This is a genomic window from Neobacillus drentensis, from assembly GCF_036965645.1.
GTDB classification, from domain to species: domain Bacteria; phylum Bacillota; class Bacilli; order Bacillales; family Cytobacillaceae; genus Neobacillus; species Neobacillus drentensis_D.
On sequence record NZ_JBALPZ010000051.1, the window covers coordinates 539 to 19,785 of the forward strand.

Below are 19,247 nucleotides of genomic sequence, written 5' to 3' on the forward strand. Positions count from 1 at the left end.
GAGAACCGTCCCCATGCTTACCCATGCTTAAGCATGCTTACATTGTCTAATGTTTTTGTTACAATACAGTTATAAGAAATAATAGAGGAGATGGATCAAGGTGGACATAAACCCAAAGGACTTTATTGAAACAGTCTATGTAAGAGGTGTCCAAATATCTCTTGTGGCATCTGGAGACGGAACGGAAATTATTTACCATAAGCTAAATCCTGGAGTTAGATGGGCATTAGAACCTACCGAAGGATGGACCGCTTTAGAGTATTTCCTTGTTTTGTCTGGTGAATTAAGATATCCCTCTGATAATGGGTATAAAGTATTGAAACCTGGTGATTCCTTCTATCGGAGTCCTGTAACAGATCATCATATTTTCCAATCCTATCAAACTACAGAATTCCTATATATTACATCACAACCCATTTTCCACCATTACAGTAAAGCTTCTCATGGTATAATGGACCTGGCTGTGTCAATTGAGGAAAAAGATGGATACACAGTCGATCATTGTTCCAGAATTAAAAGATGGTCCATGTTAATCGGTGAGGAATTAGGTTTTAATGCGAAACAGCTGCTGGTATTAAATAACGCCTCTTTTTTGCATGATGTTGGAAAAGTAAAAGTACCCTTATCTATTTTACAAAAACCAGGGAAACTTACCCCGAAAGAATGGGAAATCATGAAAAAACACACCACTTTTGGAAGAGAATTATTAGAAAGCACCCAAGTCCCCTCTCTAGTGGATGCGGGTCCAATTGTGGAACAACACCATGAAAGATATGATGGAACAGGTTATCCTTTTGGATTAAAGAAAAATGAAATTTCCATTGAAGCATCCATCATAGCCGTTGTTGATTCTTATGACGCGATAACATCCGATCGAGTTTACCAAAAGGGCAGGCCAAAGGAAGAAGCAATAGAAGAGATATTTCGATGCCGGGGTACTATGTACCATCCCGACATTGTAGATATATTTTTATCTTTGCAAAATAAAATGATTTAGGGAGGAAAGGAGGAAAAAAGAGATGAAGAAATTAGTAGTTTTAATGATGGCAATGTTATTATCCGTTGTTATAATGGTAAAACCAGCATCAGCTGCATACCTGTCTCAATATGACAAATATATTGAAATAAGTAGTGACCAAGCAAGACAAATAGCTGACCAATTAGGATTAAAAGGAATCCCGCTAGGCCCAGAAACAGCAGCGAAGTCTTTCCAAGTTCAAGAATCAATGATTAATAAAATTGAACAAATCACTGGAAAGCAAATCGACCATTATTATATATGGTTAACGGTTAATGGGGTGCCTGTTTTAGGAATTGACCCTCCAGTAGTAACATTCTAAAAAGATATTAAATACGAATCATAGTCCATTCGATGTTATGTTAATGGACAAAGTAATAAAGGCCCTACTCTTCTCGAGTAGGGCTTTTATAGTTTATAAAATTTTCAAAAAAATTATCCCAATATTATTTCGCATACATGATAAAATAGAAAAAGGAAGTTGATTACAAATTTGGATGATATTCTACCTTAAACATAAAAGTAATAGGGGTTCTATATGAAACTAGTTACTCGAACAATCGTTACCTTCGTCACTATTTCAGGAGCGATCGTCACACTCATCTCCATATACAACTTACTCAAACCTGAAGCGTCAACCTACTATATCGATCTATTTATTCTATCGCTATGCTTTTTTATCCTTTCCCCCTGGTCCGTCCGCATGGCTAGTGGAGCTTCATGGAGACCAGCCGTCATGCTAGTCATCATCAGTGCATTTTTAGTTCCACCTGCGTTAAGTTTCTTGGTTGCTTTACCTGGTTTAATTCGGATCACCTACAAAAGCAAAGATAATTGGAGAAAATATCTTCTTACGTTTGGACACATTGGACTTGGATTAGCAGCAGGCGGTTCCGTCTTTTATTCCTTAAACTTGGGCGGAACCATTGAATTTTCAACCCCCTTAAAGATCATTCCCTTATTGTTAGGAATTTTTGTCCACTTTGTCGTCAATCGCTTGATTTCCTTCTTTATCGTTGCCGATCAGACAGGTATTAATCTTAAAAAGCAATTTATAACGATGTTCAGGGAAATACATTGGGGATATTTAAATCTTTACTTAACCAGTCTTTTTACAATTATAGCCTTTAAGGAGCTGGGTTATTTAGCGTTACTTCTGTCATTGTTTTTACTCATGGGGATTTTTAAGAGCACGATTTACTATACGAAGCTCCAACAGCTTCAGAATACGGCTTACATGGATGCCCTCACACAAGTGGAAAACCGAGCATCATATGAAGCTTTTAAACAGCAAATGGAAGTAAACCCTTATACGGGTACAGTTTCCATGATTGATTTGGATAATTTTAAAGTGCTGAATGATACGTACGGGCATCCTGAAGGGGACAAAATCCTAAAAGAAACAGCATCCTTTTTTTCCCGCTCTCTACGAAATGGTGATCGAATATTTCGGTATGGCGGAGATGAATTTATTATTTTTATGCCACATGACAATGAGAAAGGTTTCGAATGTAAGAGGAGAATGGAAAGGCTAACGAGTGATTTAAATGAGCATTTTAAACTTCTACAAGTTTCTGTCAGTGCAAGTGTAGGCTGTGCCCTTTATTCCGGAGATGATTCGTTTAAAGCTGCTCTTTTAGAAGCAGATAAACAAATGTATCAAGCTAAGGCACAAAGAAAAATGCTTGATGACAAAGTAAAACAAAAAGTCCTAATTTAAAAAGAGTAGAGAAACACTTCTGGTTTCTCTACTCTTTTTATAACTACGAAACGAGTGTCTTTCCCTTTTAAGCAATTTGCTCGGTGTTTCCAGCTGTAACCGCACTTTTGCGTGTTAAAGCACTTACTACAACCATGACAACCACATTCACAACAAGGGCAATGACCCCTACATTTAAATCCTTGATTGCTTGCGGTAAAGATGGGAATAGTGTTCCAATCGACGAACTTGTAACCGTGATATAAGTTACAGTAGCTACCCCGAAAAGAATTCCGAAAAAAGCCCCTTGTTTCGTTACAAAGTTATTCTTCGTCAAGCTAAGGAGCAGGGCTGGGAATAGCTGCGTTACTAAACTGTACCCCATTAACAGTAAAGCCACAATTGTGTTTCCACCGTTAAACGTAAAGTACAAGGCCAGCACGGCTACAACCGGAACTAGATTTTTAGCCAACTTTGAAATTTGTTTTTCCGTAGCGGATGGAACAAACACCTTATAGATGTTTTTCGAGATCGAGGTAGCAGCTGCCATCAAGATCATTGAACCAGGAACAATGGCGGTTAATAATCCCGCTGCACCAATGAATCCAACCATCCACGGGTCAAAAGCCTTCTTGGAGAGTTTTAACAAGGATAGATCTCCCTCTGGACCCTGCAAACCTGGAACCTGCAAAATGGCGGCAAAACCTACAAAGAAAACAAAAACAAGCACTAATTGATACAATGGCATAATTATACTGTTCTTTCGGAACACTTTCTCATTCTGAGCAGAATAGATAGATCCAAATGTATGCGGCCACATATAAAACCCTAGAGCCGTTAACAATACGGTAGAATTAAACCAGGAAACACTCATTCCACTTGACGGAAGATTCAGAAATTCAGGTTTAGCTTTATCGACTGCCTCGAACATCGGCTGGATGCCGCCATAATAATGATAAGGAAGATAAATACCTAAAAATAAAACAATACCGAGAATCATAACATCCTTTAATGCTGCTGTCCAAGCTGATCCGTGAATACCTGAAATCATCACATAAATCGTTACAGAAATGGCGCCAATCCAAATGGCCGCTGTTGGAGAAATCAAACCATATGATGTTTCTGAAACAATACTCCCTAAACCTTTTAATTGAAGGACTAAATAAGGAATTAATGCCGCTACACCGACAATGGATACCAAAACCCCTAAATACGGGCTTTTATACTTGCTGACAAAGAAATCTGATTGTGACATTAATTTATGTTCCTTGGCATATCTCCAGATTGCCGGAAGCAACCAGTAGGACATAATGTAAGCTAAGACACCGTATGCGGTGATGTAGAAAGTGGGACCTCCCTTTCCATAGGCCCAGCCGCTTCCTCCCAGGAACGTAAAGGTCGTATAGATTTCACCCGCCATCAGAAGGAAAACAAATATGGCACCAAAACCGCGTCCCCCGACGGACCACTGTTCCAAGTTCATGTCTTTCCCTTTTCTTGCTTGAATTCCAAGAAAAATGGATACTAATAGAAAAATTGCGAGAATCACAAGAGAACTATTCATTGGAAGTACCCTCCTTATTTTTCGGATCTAATTTATAGACAATTGCCATAATGACGGAACCTAGAACACACCATAGAACCGTCCAAAAAAGCAGAAATGGCATTCCCAACACATACGGGGTAACACGATTGGCGAAGGGTGCTCCGCCAATCAACCCGATAAATGGAATTAAAGCCAATAGATAAATGAATTTCATCCCAAACCCCTCCATTTGTATGATTAATCTAGAAGTTTAAACGTTGCATTGACAAACATTTTCACACCAATCTCTAAAGCATCTTCATCGACCGTAAAGCGAGAGTGATGATGTGGATAAGTGATTCCTTTTTTTGGATTACCAGCCCCTACATAGAAAAAGGTTCCAGGTGCTTTTTGTTGATAGGCAGAGAAATCCTCACCACCCATATTTGGTTTCATCTTATCAAGGGCTTCCGCTCCAAACACTTCAAGCACCGTTTCTTCAATCACTCGTGTCACATCCTCTTGATTGATCACCGGGCGATATCCGAGCTGATAGTTGAATTCATAAGATGCACCATGAGCATCGGTAATTCCTTTTACAATTCGCTCCATTAATTCTGGGACCGTCTCCCGCAGCTTCGCGTCAAAGCTTCGGACGGTTCCACAAATTTCAACCGAACCAGGAATGACGTTGTGCGTTGTTCCTGCAACAAATTGGGTCACAGAAACCACAAGGTTATCCAACGGATCTGTGTTTCTCGAAACAATATGTTGGAGGTTTGTCACCACTTGCGCCGCAACCGCAATTGAATCAATGGTCTGATGTGGCAATGCGGCATGACCTCCTTTGCCATTGACGGTGATCCAGAAGGTATCCGGCGCTGCCATCATAGGACCAGACACCACACCTACCTTTCCTAATTCCAGTGGAGACCAAAGGTGAGCTCCAATCACTAAATCGACCCCATCCATTACACCTGCTTGTACCATTTCTTCGGCACCGCCCGGAAATAACTCTTCAGCATGCTGGAAGAAGAAGCGAACTTCCCCATTAATTCGGTCTTTCATCCCAGAAAGAACCTTCGCCGTTCCAAGCAGCATAGCGGTATGCCCATCATGTCCACAAGCGTGCATGACACCGGGATTTTGGGAAGCAAATTCAAACGTATTCTCTTCTTGAATAGGAAGGGCGTCGATATCTGCGCGGATGGCCAGTACCTTTCCAGGCTTAGAACCGATTAAACGAGCCATCACACTTGTTTTCGTCGGCCTTGAAAGTTCCAGGTTTCCAAAGCTTCCAAGAGTGTCATAGATGAATTGTGCAGTCTTCTGCTCTTCGAAGGACAATTCAGGATTTCGATGGAGATGACGTCTCCATTCGATGACCTCTTGTTTGATTTGTTCTACCACATGATTTAGGGTTATTGTTGTCATGATGTGTTCTCCTTTCCTTTTCTCTTTTTACTTTGCCAGGTTTAAAACCGTATGATAAAGAACTTGAGCCCCATCCGCACAATCCTCGAGTGAACTCCACTCCGCAGGGTTATGGCTGATTCCATCCTTCGATCGGATAAACAGCATTCCCATCGGACATAGCTCTGTTAACTGCATTCCATCATGTCCAGCCCCGCTTGCCAGCGTAAACGTTTCAAGCCCCGCCGCTAAACTGGCATCCTTCGCTGCATTTTGAACCAGTTCTGAACAAGGGGCCGGTGCCACTCGCTGTAAAACCTCAACCTGCAGCTTCACACCACGTTCAGCACATAATGTTTCGGCTTGTTCCAATATCTTTTGTTCCACTTGATCGCGAACCGTTTCATTGATATCACGAAGGTCTAACGTAAATTCCACTCGACCAGGAATAATATTGACGCCCCCCGGGAACAATTGCAATTGTCCAATCGTTCCAACTGTTGAACCTGTAGCAGCTGATTCCTTTTCAATCACCTGCATCATTTGGGCCGCCGCAGCCAGCGCATCATGGCGGATGCTCATTGGAGTGGTTCCAGCATGCCCTGCTTCACCCTCAATCGTAAATTTAAGCCAGAGCGGACCGGCAATTCCCGTTACAACACCCACAGATAAATTTTGATTCTCAAGGATTTTACCTTGTTCAATATGCAGCTCTATAAATGCTTTAACAGAACCTTTTTCACGTGCTGCGTTACGAAAGGCAGTTGGATCGGATCCAGCTTGTCTCATTGCTTCCGCTATGGAAATTCCCTGCTTGTCCCTATTTTTTAGATTTTCCTCAGTCAGTGTTCCAGCGATACCACGGCTCCCGATCATACCGAAGCTAAACCGTGCACCTTCTTCATCCGTAAAGGCAATCACCTCGATAGGATGTTTCGTTTGAATGTCTTGTTCATTCATTGTTTGCAGGGCTTCAATACCGGAGAGGACACCCAAAGGTCCGTCAAAGTTCCCACCATTGTAAACGGAATCTACATGAGAACCTACTAAAACGACAGAAGCCTGAGGGTCACTCCCTTCTTTTCGCCCAATTAAATTTCCAACAGCATCTTCTCTAACCGATAATCCGGCTTCTTTCATATAAGACGAAACCAAATCCTTTGCGGCACGTTCCTCCTCGGTAAAGGACAAACGGGTTATACCTCCAGATTCTTGTTCCCCAATGACGCTAAGCGCCATGATTCGGTTCCATAATCGTTCTCTATTGATCAACATGTTATCCCCCTTACCATACTTTATTAAAGGTTCATTTAAGGTTATGTCCTTAATTATATAATTATCATATTAGTTTGTGAAGGGGGAATTTTTAGAAAATTGAAGTAAAACAAAAAAATCACAGGATTAATCTATTTAACCCTGTGATAAATCAATTCGATATATTTTTCTCGGCCGCCCCCGCGGATGTGGGTTTTCCTCTCCAATCACGGTTGCAATTCCTTTTTCCTCTAATTCTAATAAAATTCTTCGGGCACTGCGGGGTAAGATTTCCATATTCACGGCAAGTTCGTGGGCATTTATTTCATTNNGCTTAATGTAGAAACGCTGAGTGACGTCTTTTCGCTTAATGCCTGCAGTTCCTTTGAAACATAGGTATACGTAATTTGTTTTTCCTTACCCAACGGACCTGACACCGTTTTATCATCAAAAAACACCATCCACGATCCTTGCCCGTGTTCCCTCGCAGTGAGCAGCGCCTTTCCAGCATGGATTTCGGCCTCATAAACAGTCTGCCCAATACCGATACCGCAGGTGACAGCTTCCATATCAATATCTTGTTCGTTTAAATCTGCAAAATTTGGAATCATGGTAAAATTCCCTGTCACTTTATGAAGTAAGCCTCTTGTCGTGAAGATGACGTACCTGCCAGGGCCCGCTGATTTCAATGATCCATGGAGCTTTTTGGCATAGGCCAGTAATTTTCCCGTAACTTTCATTTCCATCTTATGAATCTCGTCTGTGGAGAAAGTTTCAATGGCCAATCCCACAAACGTATTCACTTCAATCATTTGTACAGCAATTTGGGTATCCCGGAAGTGAAGCATTTCTTGTGTCCTTAGGGCAAAGTTCAAAAGGGACGTAACAGATGCCTGGGCAGGAAGGACACGAAATACAGGCACGCCTAAGCGCTCCAGTTCCAACTGTGCGGTTCTAAGAAAGGTAACCGCTGCTTTCGTTTTCCCTTCCTTCCAGAGTCCATAGTGATATTGCGCCAAAACTTCAGCGTAAATCTCCCCTTCATAATGCATGACGAAAGATGGTTTATCACTGATGCCGGCTTCCTCAAAAATACGTTCCAAATCAGATGGAGGCAGCGTGTCAAAGCTTATTTCGCTTACGTTTATTTGGTGATTATACATAATGTGAAGTAACGTTTTGTAGAGACTTGAACCGGTATGCGGAACATAAAACATAGGCTGAGAGATGCCGCCCCATTCCTTGGCAATCGAATAAGGAACCTGTCCTGAAAACAGCCACATGTCTACCTGCTCCACATAAGGTTTAATCAGATCAATGATTTCTCCCTCTTTCCAATACACGATGGGCAGACTTTCAAATTCAGGATATCGATTGATGATAGATTGGAGTATTTTTACGGAATCGTCTGCCCCCAATAATCCTAGCCGGATTTTCAATACTTTCATTCCCCCTTCTTTTTGAGAATTATGACCATAAATGTATTCCATTCAGTGATTTTTGAAAGGGCCATTACATCACCCTATTACTTGCAAATAAAGAATAAGAAAGCCGATCCGTATCACCCTAATTATTTTAATAGATTGTCAATAAGATTCCCACAATCGTAATACAACAGGCAGCTAATTTTCCTAACGTGATTTGCTCTTTGAAATAGATGCGTGCTAAGAACACAGCAAATAACGGCGAAGTGTATGCTAAGGAAACCACCAATGTCCCGTCTGCATAGTGCAAGGCTGTAAAAAGGCAGAGCCATTGAACGATGACCGTCAGTCCTCTTAGGCATAAATGTGGGTTGGCTTTCGGATACCATATACGCGGGCGATAGCAAATATAGATCAACAAGGCAATTCCACATGCACGAAAAAAATAGAGCGTAGGAGCATTCGCCCACTGGTGAACCAAAATCTGTTGAGTAGGAACCATACTAATCCCGTATACCACGGCTGTTGCCAGCCCTAATAAATTCCCTGGTTTTTTTAATTCCAACAAGGGAATCAATGGGTTACCGTTTTTCATATTTAACATGTAGACCCCCAGAACGATCACTAGGACTGAAATCAATACATGAGGGTTGAATCCATGTAAAATGGTATTAGGAAGAAAGGTAAATAAAGGAGTTAACGCTGAATAGACGGCCAATTTTGAAACTTCGATGCGCTCCATGGACATAAAGAATAAAACATTTGCCAATGTATCCAACAGAATAACAAGGACAACAAGCGCCAAGGAAACAGGCGTCGCGTGAAAAAAGAAGAACCATGGCATAGATAATCCAAGGAAGACGGCAACATAAAGAAAGGATACCACGATAAAGCTGTTGTTATCTGTTATTTCTTCTTTAATCTTCTTGGCGTACAAGGCATTTATGGCATTAAAAAACGAACTTATTAAGGACAAGAAAAACACGGGCAACCCAACTTTCTCTGAATTTAATTGATAGTGGAAGCAAGCCGAAAGAGAATGTTTCCGAGTACTTCAATCGCTAAAACACAAGCATCTTCACTGAAATCAAAAGAATAGTGATGATGCCCGGCTTTTAAGGGGGTTCCAAATAACAGATACGAGGCTTTCCCTCCCTGTGATTGGACCTTTTCCATCATGAACGTTGCATCTTCTGAAGCACCAAAGGAAAGGGTTGGTATTACTTCATCTACTCGTTCGATGTTTTTGACTACTTCCTCCATCCACTCAATCAGCTCGGGATCACATTGTGTGGCAACGGCTTGTCCGGCAAATTCTACATGCTCTTTTACTCCAAACATCTCCGCAGCCGAATGAATAATTCGTAACGTTTCATCGACCATATATTGATTGACTTCATTGGTTGTCCCCCGTGTTTCAAGCTGCAATCGTGCCTGCGATGGAATAATATTCCTCCCTTCGCCCGCTTGCATGGTTCCCACGTTAATTCTGGATTGACCGGTTCCATGCCTCGCTATCGCATGCAGCTGCAGGGCGATCGTGGCGGCAGCCAATAAGGCATTTCTCCCTTCATGAGGAGCCAAACCCGCATGCGCAGGAATTCCTTCGAGTGTCACATCCAGCTTGGTCGTAGCAAAAAAGTCGGTTACACCGCAAACAATTTGATTTTCCTTGCGGGCCACTACGCCCAAATGTCCGGAGAAAAAGTAGTCAACCCCATCTAAAACCCCCGCATCCACCATGGCTTTTGCGCCTCGAACGCCTTCTTCAGCAGGCTGGAAGATCAATTTTACTTTTCCTGCCAGGGATTCTTCTAAGCAGGAAATAAGGGAAGCGATCCCCAAGCCAATGGCTGTATGCCCGTCGTGGCCACAAGCGTGCATGACCCCTTCCTGTTCAGATCGAAACCCTTCTCTACATGGGATATGGTCCTCCGTTTGGTCTTCCAAAATATTTAGGGCATCGATATCAAAGCGGAACGCGATGGTTGGGCCAGGGCGTTTCGTATCCCAGCATCCCACGACTCCTGTCAAACCGTCCTCCATTTTTTCGATCCATTGAGGATTTGCCCCCTTTTTTAATGCCTGTTCCTTTGCTTGCGCCAAGGTTTTAGCATCTGGGACTCCCATTCGAGATTCCCTTTTTATCACTTCGGATCCAACCTGGACCTCAAACCCCATTTCAGATAAGAGGTCTGCAATCCTGGCAGAGGTTCTATATTCTGTCCATCCCACTTCTGGATAACGGTGAAAATCTCTGCGCCATGCGATCACCTTTTCTTTTATTTTAGTTACTTGGTGAGAAATAAGCTTTTGTTGCCTATTGGTTTGTCCCATTTTGGATGCAGTTGTCATATTCATTTCTCCTTTGCTATCTGGGGCAAATTCCACATTCTAAAATGGTAAAGCCCCTTTTAGCGTTGATTTGCCAAACGGTAGTCCTCTTATCATTTTTGGAGCAAAAAGCTCTTCCATTGAGCAATTCTAGAAAATAAAAAAAGTAAGCATTGTGTATGAAATTTTCGGTTTAATTAAGGCTATGACCTTAATTATAAATAATTTTTTATTTTTTTGTAGAGGTAATTCGCAAAAAAGTTTAAATAGTATGTAAAATTATAAAACTACGTTTGAATGATAGAAGGAACTTCCCTTTCTGAAACTTTTTAGGAAACTCCCGGGTCGTCAATAGATTGCTATAGACGACCACCAAGGCTTAAAAACAGACTTTGCAAAAACAAAAATTATTTTTACGGCCAGATATTTAGCTTCATAACAAAAAGGATACTGCACAGAACAGTATCCCTGTAATAAATTGCTCTTTTGATTAACATCAATCTTGGCAATCGTAACTATGTATTTATCCCTTGATTACATTCTATATTTCTATTAAGCTAGTCCAAATAATTTCATAATACTTACTACTAGTATTCCTACTATTCCAAAGTCTGAATCACCAAATGTGGTTCCCTCAAAACCAACGTTTCCTAAGAAGACTAATAAAACTGCTGGTATAAAACTAATGATAAGTCCATTGGCAAACGATCCAATCATAGCACCACGCCGGCCGCCTGTGACATTTCCAAATACCCCTGCAGTTGCACCTGTAAAAAAGTGTGGTACTAAACCTGGGACAATTACCTTTAAACCTACAGCAGGCAGAATAAACATGGAAAGAAGTCCAGCTATAAAGCTAAATAAAAACCCGATAATAACTGCATTTGGTGCAAACGGAAAAACGGTTGGACAATCCAGCGCTGGCTTTGTATTTGGTGCAACTTTTTCAGCAATCCCTTTAAACGCAGGGACTATTTCGGCAATCAACATACGTACGCCTGCTAAAATAATGTATACACCTGCAGCAAATGTGATCGCTTGAATTAAAGAAAAAACAATGAAATTAGAACCGCCAGAGAGTTTGGATTCAATATATCCTTTACCAGCAAACAAAGCTACAAAAATAAAAAATAATGTCATCGTCAGTGAAACAGCTACTGATGTATCTCGTAAAAACCCAAGAGATTTAGGAACTTTAATCTGTTCTGTTGTTGCTTCCTTATTACCAAACCATTTTCCAATCTTAGCAGAAACAAAGTAACCTATTGAACCAAAGTGTCCAATGGCAAAATCGTCGCTTCCTGTAATTTGTCGAACATACGGCTGTAGTAAAGCAGGAAATAATACCATACATAGCCCTAAGATAATAGAACCAACCAAAATAAGTGGAGCTCCTGTCAGCCCCCCAACAGATAATGTAACAGCAATTAAACAAGCCATAAATAACGTGTGGTGACCTGTTAAAAAGATATATTTAAATCGAGTATAACGAGCCAGTAAAATGTTAAATACCATTCCAAGCACCATGATAAGTGCAGTTGAGGTTCCATAATGACTCTGAGCAGCAGCTACTATAGCTTCGTTATTTGGAATAACACCTGATACATGAAAGGCATGATCAAACATTTGGCTAAATATGTTTAATGCACCGATTAAAACGTTTGCACCCGCTCCAATAATAATGAAGCCCATTATAGTTTTTAAAGTACCGGATACCACGTCTGCGGTAGATTTCCGCTGTACTAGTAAACCAACAAGGGCAAAGAGCCCGACTAAAATGGAAGGTGTACCTAAAATATCCTTCATAATAAGATTTAACATGATTCTCAATTCCCTTCACAAATGTTATTCGAAGTGGGACTTTAATTTAGATGTAATTTCTGGAATGTTCATCATATTTTCTAATGTAACAATCTTACGGCTTCCATCATCTAATTGTCCTACGATATCCGCCGCTCCAATAAAAATGTCTGCCTGTACTGTTCTAGCTGATGTTAAGTCCGTGTGATCGACTTCGGCTGTCTTTCCCATTTCCGTTAATGCTTTCTTTACGTTCATTTCCATAATAAAACTGCTTCCTAATCCATTACCGCAAACGACCATGATTTTCATTCTGTTTCCTCCTTTGAATACTTCTGGATATAATCTAAAAGCACGTTTTTATCTGAAGTTTTTAAAATGTTATCAATGTTTGATGGCTCACTTAGTAATTCTGTCAACTGAACTAATGCACGTAAATGTGATTCACTATCAGCTGCTGCTAATACAATAATAAGTCTTACAGGTTTATTGGGTGCAAAATCTACTGCTTCATCTAGTTTCAAAAGACTCATAGATAAAGAACGTACTCCTTGCTCCGGACGAGAATGAGGAATAGCGACACCAGGAGTAATCACTACGTATGGACCATTTTCCTCAATTGACTGAATCATCGCATCAACGTATCTTTCTTCTATCGTTCCTAATTCTACAAGAGGTTGTGATGCGACTCTAATGCCTTCTTTCCAATCAGAAACACTGGGATGAAATTGTATAGTTTGTGAAGTAAGTAATTCTTCTAACACTGGTTTCTCTGCCTCCCCTAATGAATGTTTATTCATTTTTTGTGTATGGATATAAATGTGCGATTGAAGCGCCTTTTCAAGTTGATTTGGGTCATGAATCGCTGCATACTGAGAAATAACTTTTAATAAGGATGTCACATCCAAGTTCTCAGTTGTATATCCATATAATTCTTGCATAACTTGCTGCCGGAGTTTTTGCTTGTCCTGACTATCTAAAATCGGCGGAACAACAAATAATGTTACATTTGTTCTAAGATGTACAGTTGAAAATACTAAATCATATGTTAACGGATAATTAATCGTATCTCGAACGGATAGGGCATCTAAGAAAAGAATATCCGGAAACATTTCTCTCAAGGTGTAGACTAGAATATTACTAATACCAACTCCATTTGGACAAACAACAATCGCTCTCTTTCGATCGTCTATTGTAGTCCCTTGTCTACGAAGCCATCCTCCAAAATGGATAGTGAAATAGGCTACTTCATCATCAGGAACCGGGTTCCCTATCTTTCTTTCAACTGTACACAAGGATTTTTTGGTAAGATGATATAATTCGGGATACACCCTTTGCACCCGATCAGTCATTGTATTTATAAGAGAAATACGATACTTCATCCGATAATAAGCAGGTCTAAAATGAATATACAGTTGTTCATAGAACAAATCTTTGTCATGTAATTGCACACAAGCTAACCTTTCAAACTCTTCTACAATTTCATGTAGGAGTTCTTGAATAACGGTATCCTCTTTTAATGGCGAAACATCCCTTGTTCGATTCATACCTAAGAGATGTAATGCTGCATACAGTCGTTCCGTTTGATTCCAAACAGACAGAACGGCATTTGTCTGTGTTAAGTGCTCAACTAATTCGTATTCCTTAGTGGAAATCAATTCTTCGGAATAAGGGATAGAGTGTAAAGTTTCTCCTTTTCCAATTAACTGGTCTGTACATAAAAAGAGAAAGGTAAGTTCTTGCAGTCTCTCATCCGTCAGTGTAATGCCCAATTGTTTCTCTATTTGTTCCAATTGCCCCTGTATTGAACGGATTTGTTCTTTTTGTTCTCCCCATATACATTCGATAATGAGATCACTAGTGGGACTATGCAACACATCGTGTACGATTTGTTCTAATTCGTACCTCTTTGTATTACTATCACCTTTTATTAAGTAGCCATCCTGCTTGGAATATTGAATTTGTAGTTGTACTAAGTGGACCTTTTCCTTAAGCTTTTGGAGATCCTTCAATACCGTATTGCGTGAAGCACCTGTTGTAGATTGAAAGTGATATAATGACAAAGGCTCTCTACTAATCAAAAGCATGAGGTAAAAAACCTTTTCCCGGTCCATCTCTGAAAATAGATAAGTCCGTTTTGTGAGATTTACTTCTAAGTCTTCATTTTGAATTTTTTCAGATAAGTAATATCCAACTTTTCGATCATACCTTATGGGTTTATAATCGTGGGATTGAAGCCAATCATTAGCTTTTCCAATACCGTATTGTACTTGTCTTCGAGTTAAACCCGTGTTTTCCTCAAGTTCATTCATCGTTAGAGAGGATTTTTGTTGTAATAACCGTAGTAAGTTAACACTTCTTTCATCAAGAATCATCCTCTTGTCCTCCTTGGTCTTTATCATACATTAGCCTTGACGATATCTGTATTGTTTTTAAGTCCGAATATTGTCGTATGAACTGCACAACAATATACTCTGTATATATTGTATTGAACAATCGCTAGTCTTTAAGGGTATGGGTAGGAATGGATACAGGGTATCCATTCTACTTAACTGACAATTCTTTCGAAATACTATGTTAGATACTCTCACAATTTCTATGACATTACACCTTTTTCCATGTAAACTGCCCTTAAGAAAAGATTTCTTATAGAAATCCACAATTCATAATGTAAAGGAGTGGCTATCATGTTTTTCAAAAAGGCAATAGTAGGAGATAGTATTGTATCGATTCATGGAATTAAAGGAAAGGTTGAGAAAGTCGGGGAAAACTCGGTCATCGTTGAAATCATTGAAAATTGCTCTGGCCGCTCTTTTGAAAATAACCGAACAGTTGTTTCTCATAAAAGATATGTGGTTCTTTAAAGAATGACGAATCCCAAAAACCTTCAAAGACGACCTGCTTTTTTAGGCTTATCCCCTTTTTTAGTTAGTCTTACCATAGGAAAGGGCCTCCAGATGATGGGGCTCTTAAAACCATCCCACGTTCCCGGCACGTGGGTTATTGTAGTTTCTTTCTAAAAATAGGGAAAGAGCCCTCCCATTCTTTATTTTTTCACATAAAGTATTAGGGAATAGTCTATAAGGGAGGTTTTATAGTATGTTTGGATATGGTGGCTACGGCGGTTTTGGTGGTTGTGGATATGGCGGTTTTGGTGGTTGCGGATATGGCGGTTTTGCTTTAATCGTCGTATTATTTATCTTACTCATTATCGTAGGAGCAGTAATCTGTTTCTAAGTAAAGCATAAAAAGCCCTAGAATGGGCTTTTTTTACTACCCTAGGGATTAAAACCTTTCGTTATTTTTTTAAAAAATTCAGCACTTGTCCATGCACTTTTAATTTTTATACATATGCTATTACTAACCACACACCAACATATTTGTTTCTTCCTCCAAGAACGTCTGCTAAAGCAGGCGTTTCTTACTTTTAGATAATTCCCTGATTTTAGACTCTTTAATGTACGATGGTCCAAACTTAATAAATGGGCTTTGATTGGTTACAGAGCACGGCACATAAAAAAAGGCTGTACTATCACGGTACAGCCTTTTTTTATGGTTTTTCCTTATGCATACAAACTAATAAAAATATTTTCGACCTGCCTGTCCTTTCAGCCTTCTAAACTATATATATACGACGAAAGGAGGTGATCGAAAATGGCACAAGGATTACTCGAAACAACAAAGCTTCGGCTGGTATTTCAAGCGGGGGTCGATAACGAAGGTAAACCCATCTTGAGTTCGAAAACATTTAGTAATGTATCAAAAGGGGCAACGGCTGACCAGCTGTTCCAAGCAGCTCAAGCAATTTCCGTTTTATGTGACGCCGAGTTGAATAAGGTAGAACGTAATGACAGCACGGAGATTATCGGCTAATGATTCGAAAAAAATCCAAGATTAGGAGGTAAAAATAAATGGCCAAAACATTAGAATTGCAATTTGCCACTGAGTTTGGAAAAACAGCCAAAATCACCGTCGACAACCCAAAGGAACCAGTCGATGAAGAAGTAGTGAAACTTTCCATGGCACAGATAATTGCAGCAAACATCTTTACAACAGCCAGCGGCAAGCTGGTATCTGCAAAAGGTGCAAGAGTCGTCGACCGCAATGTAACCGACTATGAACTAGCATAACCACAGCGAGGCCGGATTTCATTAGGGATCCGGCCTTTTTTTGGGGTGAAGCACGGGTGAAGCGCGTGAAGCGCGGGGAGCGCGGGGACGGTTCTTGTGCTTCAAAATCATACCTTGAGGAGAAAGGAGTGAAGATTCGTGGAACAAATCATACCACTCATTAGTGAAGTAGGATTCCCCATCGTGGTGACCCTTTATCTGCTTTACCGGATAGAGTCGAAGTTAGATCTGGTGGTCCAATCGATACAAAATCTGCCCGACCGAATGAAGTCGTAATGAATTAGGAGACTAGCCATCCATAAAAGAAGCATGAGAACCGTCCCCATGCTTCCACTCGCTTTAAATGCAGGATGGTGGTAAGCTTATGGTATAAATTGGTACAAAAGGAGGGTGAATTGTTGGCTAGGAAGTGGAAGGTTTTAATGGCTGGAGTAGGATTGATTTTTGCGTTAAGTGCTTGTACTCAAGCTACACCAAAGGAAACACAGACCTCACCAGGTAAGACTGTAGATAAGAAGGCAGAAACAGCAGGACTGCCGAAAATTGACCATATTTTGATTGTGGTGGAAGAAAACCATTCCAAAAACCAGATTCTTGGTGATTCGTCTGCACCCTATATGAATTCATTAATGAAGCAGGGTGCTAGCTTTACAAATTATCACGCAATCGAACATCCGAGCCAGCCAAATTATCTGGATATGTTTTCAGGATCCAATCAAGGAGTGACGGATGACAAAAAGCCAAAATCCAAATTCTCCACTGATAATTTAGCCAGTGAATTAATCGAAAAGGATTACTCATTTAAGGGGTATTCAGAGGGGCAGCCTTCCGTCGGTTATAATGAGGAGTTTGCAGATAATGGATATGCCCGTAAACATAACCCATGGGCCAACTTTTCGAATGTTCCGAAAGAAACAAATCAACCGTTAAAAAATTTCCCAAAAGACTTCTCGAAATTGCCAACGGTCTCGTTTGTGATTCCAACCCTTGACAACGATATGCATAATGGGTCAATCAAGGAAGCGGATGATTGGTTAAAAGAAAACATCGATGCGTATGTCCAATGGGCAAAGACACATAACAGCCTTTTGATTGTTACATGGGATGAAGATGAAGGCTCCGATAAAAATATCATACCAACCTTCTTTGTAGGCCCCATGGTAAAAACAGGTCAATTTAATCAAAATGTGAATCATTTTAACTTATTAAGAACAATCGAGGATATATATGGGCTATCCCATGCTGGCAAGGCAAAAACGAGTGAACCCATTACGAATATCTGGAACTAACGAAATTTAATTGTGGAAGCAGAGGGACGGTTCTCATGCTCATATAAGCATGAGAACCGTCCCTCTGCTCACCTCAAAGTTCAAATTTTTTTAAAATTCGATTATTATTTAATGGAAATTTGTCCATGCTAGTTTTAGAGTTTAAAAAACATGGAGGTTGCTACTATGTTAACATCTAAACTACGAAAAAACGGACTAATTAAAATTCTAACGATCCTCAGTGCTATATCCATCCCCTTGTTGAATAATCAACAGACTGCGAATGCAGATAAGGCTTCTTCTCAGGTCACGGTCACTGTACCTACACTTAATGTTCGGGAATCTGCTGATCTTTCCAGTAAGGTTATTAGCCGGGTTCATCAAGGAGATACATTTGAAATCATCCAACAGCGGAATGATTGGGATCAAATCAAACTAGTAAACAACCAAACTGGCTGGGTGTACGACAAATTCATCACACCGGCTAAAACAATCGTTGGAACCATCGACACCTTTTCCTTAAATGTCCGGGAACGTCCAAGTGCCTCTAGTAGTGTCGTGGGTTATTTAAAAGCGGGAACAAAAATAACCATCCACTTGGAACAAGCTGGATGGGCCAAAGTCGTCTCCCCTTCTGGTTTGAGCGGGTGGGTGAACGAACATTACATTGCTAAAGATAAACCCAGCACCCATGACACACAGCCTGCTGCTCAAACAGCGAAAAAGAGTACAGGTAATACACCAAAATCAAATATAGCCAGGGCTGCAGATGCCCCCAAGACTACCTCCTCCTCCAATCAAACTGGGCTTATACCAAATAATCAGAAGTCCTTGAAGGGAAAAACGATTGTGCTGGATCCAGGACATGGAGGGAAGGATAATGGAACAAAAAGTATTACCGGAACACCTGAAAGGTCATTGAATTTACCAACAGTGGAAGTGGTGAAGCAAAAACTTGAAGCTGCAGGTGCAAAAGTCATTTTGACGCGAAGCAACGATATATTTATCCCCTTAGAGCAGCGCGCCAATGTCTCCAACCAAAACCGAGCGGATGCATTTATAAGTTTTCATTACAATTGGTCCAATAACCCAGCGGTAAATGGCATAACTGATTTTTACTATCAAAATTCCAGTAATCCATTAGCCACAGCGATCTTAAATCAGGTGGCCAAAGAAACAAAATTAACGAACCTTGGTACTAGATTCAACAACCTAGATGTTCTCCGAAACAACAAACAACCAGCCACTCTCATAGAACTCGGCTTCCTATCCAATCAACAAGAGGACTCCACCGTTGAAAGCCCTCAATTCCGTAATAACGTAGCCCAAGGAATCTACCTGGGATTACTTGATTATTTTGAATCTAAGTAATCACGGGGACG

At 40.4% G+C, this 19,247-nt stretch carries 19 protein-coding genes and 1 pseudogene; 10 read left to right on the top strand and 10 right to left on the bottom strand.

What is annotated here, in order from left to right; all coding sequences use genetic code 11:
* Nucleotides 1-100: 100 nt before the first annotated feature.
* The 3 genes from V7266_RS10470 (at nt 101) to V7266_RS10480 (ending at nt 2,738) form a co-directional block, all read left to right on the top strand.
* Nucleotides 101-997: an HD-GYP domain-containing protein gene (locus V7266_RS10470; protein WP_335467832.1), complete on the top strand. Its 897-nt coding sequence runs from the start codon at nt 101-103 to the stop codon at nt 995-997.
* A gap of 22 nt (nt 998-1,019) precedes the next feature.
* Nucleotides 1,020-1,340, top strand: coding sequence for an 8-amino-7-oxononanoate synthase (locus tag V7266_RS10475; protein ID WP_335467833.1), 321 nt, complete (start codon nt 1,020-1,022; stop codon nt 1,338-1,340).
* Nucleotides 1,341-1,556: 216 nt separating this feature from the next.
* On the top strand, nt 1,557-2,738 hold the full coding sequence (locus tag V7266_RS10480; RefSeq protein WP_335467834.1) for a GGDEF domain-containing protein: 1,182 nt from the start codon (nt 1,557-1,559) through the stop codon (nt 2,736-2,738).
* Between the two features lie 67 nt (nt 2,739-2,805).
* On the opposite strand, the gene V7266_RS10485 is transcribed toward V7266_RS10480, so the two are convergent.
* From V7266_RS10485 to V7266_RS10530, 10 genes and pseudogenes are all read right to left on the bottom strand, one after another.
* Nucleotides 2,806-4,281: a sodium:solute symporter family protein gene (locus V7266_RS10485; RefSeq protein ID WP_335467835.1), complete on the bottom strand. Its 1,476-nt coding sequence runs from the start codon at nt 4,279-4,281 to the stop codon at nt 2,806-2,808.
* Nucleotides 4,274-4,477: a DUF3311 domain-containing protein gene (locus V7266_RS10490; RefSeq protein ID WP_335467836.1), complete on the bottom strand. Its 204-nt coding sequence runs from the start codon at nt 4,475-4,477 to the stop codon at nt 4,274-4,276. Before V7266_RS10490 ends, V7266_RS10485 begins: the two co-directional genes overlap by 8 nt.
* A 23-nt stretch (nt 4,478-4,500) precedes the next feature.
* On the bottom strand, nt 4,501-5,676 hold the full coding sequence (locus V7266_RS10495; protein ID WP_335467837.1) for a M20 family metallopeptidase: 1,176 nt from the start codon (nt 5,674-5,676) through the stop codon (nt 4,501-4,503).
* A gap of 27 nt (nt 5,677-5,703) precedes the next feature.
* Nucleotides 5,704-6,927 (bottom strand): Zn-dependent hydrolase, encoded by a 1,224-nt coding sequence (locus V7266_RS10500; protein WP_335467927.1) that lies wholly within the window; start codon nt 6,925-6,927, stop codon nt 5,704-5,706.
* Between the two features lie 138 nt (nt 6,928-7,065).
* Nucleotides 7,066-8,357: pseudogene (locus V7266_RS10505) on the bottom strand (ArsR family transcriptional regulator).
* A 127-nt stretch (nt 8,358-8,484) separates the two neighbouring features.
* Entirely contained in the window at nt 8,485-9,309 is an 825-nt protein-coding gene (locus V7266_RS10510) for a DMT family transporter (RefSeq protein ID WP_335467838.1), read from the bottom strand.
* 32 nt (nt 9,310-9,341) lie between these two features.
* Nucleotides 9,342-10,688, bottom strand: coding sequence for an amidohydrolase (locus V7266_RS10515; RefSeq protein WP_335467839.1), 1,347 nt, complete (start codon nt 10,686-10,688; stop codon nt 9,342-9,344).
* A gap of 531 nt (nt 10,689-11,219) precedes the next feature.
* Complete coding sequence (locus V7266_RS10520) at nt 11,220-12,488, bottom strand: PTS ascorbate transporter subunit IIC (RefSeq protein ID WP_335467840.1); 1,269 nt, start codon at nt 12,486-12,488, stop codon at nt 11,220-11,222.
* A gap of 24 nt (nt 12,489-12,512) precedes the next feature.
* Complete coding sequence (locus V7266_RS10525) at nt 12,513-12,779, bottom strand: PTS sugar transporter subunit IIB (RefSeq protein WP_335467841.1); 267 nt, start codon at nt 12,777-12,779, stop codon at nt 12,513-12,515.
* Entirely contained in the window at nt 12,776-14,842 is a 2,067-nt protein-coding gene (locus tag V7266_RS10530) for a BglG family transcription antiterminator (protein WP_335467842.1), read from the bottom strand. Before V7266_RS10530 ends, V7266_RS10525 begins: the two co-directional genes overlap by 4 nt.
* 312 nt (nt 14,843-15,154) lie before the next feature.
* Between V7266_RS10530 and V7266_RS10535 the strand changes: the two genes are divergently transcribed.
* The 7 genes from V7266_RS10535 to V7266_RS10565 all read left to right on the top strand — a co-directional run bounded on the left by V7266_RS10535 (nt 15,155) and on the right by V7266_RS10565 (nt 19,236).
* Nucleotides 15,155-15,331: a DUF2187 family protein gene (locus V7266_RS10535; protein ID WP_335467843.1), complete on the top strand. Its 177-nt coding sequence runs from the start codon at nt 15,155-15,157 to the stop codon at nt 15,329-15,331.
* A 235-nt stretch (nt 15,332-15,566) separates the two neighbouring features.
* Nucleotides 15,567-15,704, top strand: a complete 138-nt coding sequence (locus V7266_RS10540) for a YjcZ family sporulation protein (protein ID WP_335467844.1) — start codon at nt 15,567-15,569, stop codon at nt 15,702-15,704.
* 417 nt (nt 15,705-16,121) lie between these two features.
* Nucleotides 16,122-16,340, top strand: a complete 219-nt coding sequence (locus V7266_RS10545) for a DUF1659 domain-containing protein (protein ID WP_335467845.1) — start codon at nt 16,122-16,124, stop codon at nt 16,338-16,340.
* Nucleotides 16,341-16,378: 38 nt separating this feature from the next.
* A complete protein-coding gene (locus tag V7266_RS10550; RefSeq protein ID WP_335467846.1) occupies nt 16,379-16,597 on the top strand; it encodes a DUF2922 domain-containing protein in 219 nt (72 codons plus the stop codon).
* A 138-nt stretch (nt 16,598-16,735) separates the two neighbouring features.
* Nucleotides 16,736-16,873 (top strand): YvrJ family protein, encoded by a 138-nt coding sequence (locus V7266_RS10555; protein WP_335467847.1) that lies wholly within the window; start codon nt 16,736-16,738, stop codon nt 16,871-16,873.
* A 122-nt stretch (nt 16,874-16,995) separates the two neighbouring features.
* The gene (locus V7266_RS10560) at nt 16,996-17,886 is read left to right on the top strand and encodes an alkaline phosphatase family protein (protein ID WP_335467848.1); all 891 of its coding nucleotides are present in this window, start codon (nt 16,996-16,998) and stop codon (nt 17,884-17,886) included.
* A gap of 165 nt (nt 17,887-18,051) precedes the next feature.
* On the top strand, nt 18,052-19,236 hold the full coding sequence (locus tag V7266_RS10565; RefSeq protein ID WP_335467849.1) for an N-acetylmuramoyl-L-alanine amidase: 1,185 nt from the start codon (nt 18,052-18,054) through the stop codon (nt 19,234-19,236).
* The last annotated feature ends 11 nt before the right edge of the window (nt 19,237-19,247 follow it).

Excerpts from the sequence above, each read along its gene's own strand:
- V7266_RS10475 (WP_335467833.1), top strand. The coding sequence starts at position 1,020 with ATGAAGAAATTAGTAGTTTTAATGATGGCAATGTTATTATCCGTTGTT.
- V7266_RS10480 (WP_335467834.1), top strand. The coding sequence starts at position 1,557 with ATGAAACTAGTTACTCGAACAATCGTTACCTTCGTCACTATTTCAGGA.
- V7266_RS10485 (WP_335467835.1), bottom strand. The coding sequence starts at position 4,281 with ATGAATAGTTCTCTTGTGATTCTCGCAATTTTTCTATTAGTATCCATT.
- V7266_RS10490 (WP_335467836.1), bottom strand. The coding sequence starts at position 4,477 with ATGAAATTCATTTATCTATTGGCTTTAATTCCATTTATCGGGTTGATT.
- V7266_RS10495 (WP_335467837.1), bottom strand. The coding sequence starts at position 5,676 with ATGACAACAATAACCCTAAATCATGTGGTAGAACAAATCAAACAAGAG.
- V7266_RS10515 (WP_335467839.1), bottom strand. The coding sequence starts at position 10,688 with ATGACAACTGCATCCAAAATGGGACAAACCAATAGGCAACAAAAGCTT.
- V7266_RS10520 (WP_335467840.1), bottom strand. The coding sequence starts at position 12,488 with ATGTTAAATCTTATTATGAAGGATATTTTAGGTACACCTTCCATTTTA.
- V7266_RS10525 (WP_335467841.1), bottom strand. The coding sequence starts at position 12,779 with ATGAAAATCATGGTCGTTTGCGGTAATGGATTAGGAAGCAGTTTTATT.
- V7266_RS10530 (WP_335467842.1), bottom strand. The coding sequence starts at position 14,842 with ATGATTCTTGATGAAAGAAGTGTTAACTTACTACGGTTATTACAACAA.
- V7266_RS10535 (WP_335467843.1), top strand. The coding sequence starts at position 15,155 with ATGTTTTTCAAAAAGGCAATAGTAGGAGATAGTATTGTATCGATTCAT.
- V7266_RS10540 (WP_335467844.1), top strand. The coding sequence starts at position 15,567 with ATGTTTGGATATGGTGGCTACGGCGGTTTTGGTGGTTGTGGATATGGC.
- V7266_RS10545 (WP_335467845.1), top strand. The coding sequence starts at position 16,122 with ATGGCACAAGGATTACTCGAAACAACAAAGCTTCGGCTGGTATTTCAA.
- V7266_RS10550 (WP_335467846.1), top strand. The coding sequence starts at position 16,379 with ATGGCCAAAACATTAGAATTGCAATTTGCCACTGAGTTTGGAAAAACA.
- V7266_RS10565 (WP_335467849.1), top strand. The coding sequence starts at position 18,052 with ATGTTAACATCTAAACTACGAAAAAACGGACTAATTAAAATTCTAACG.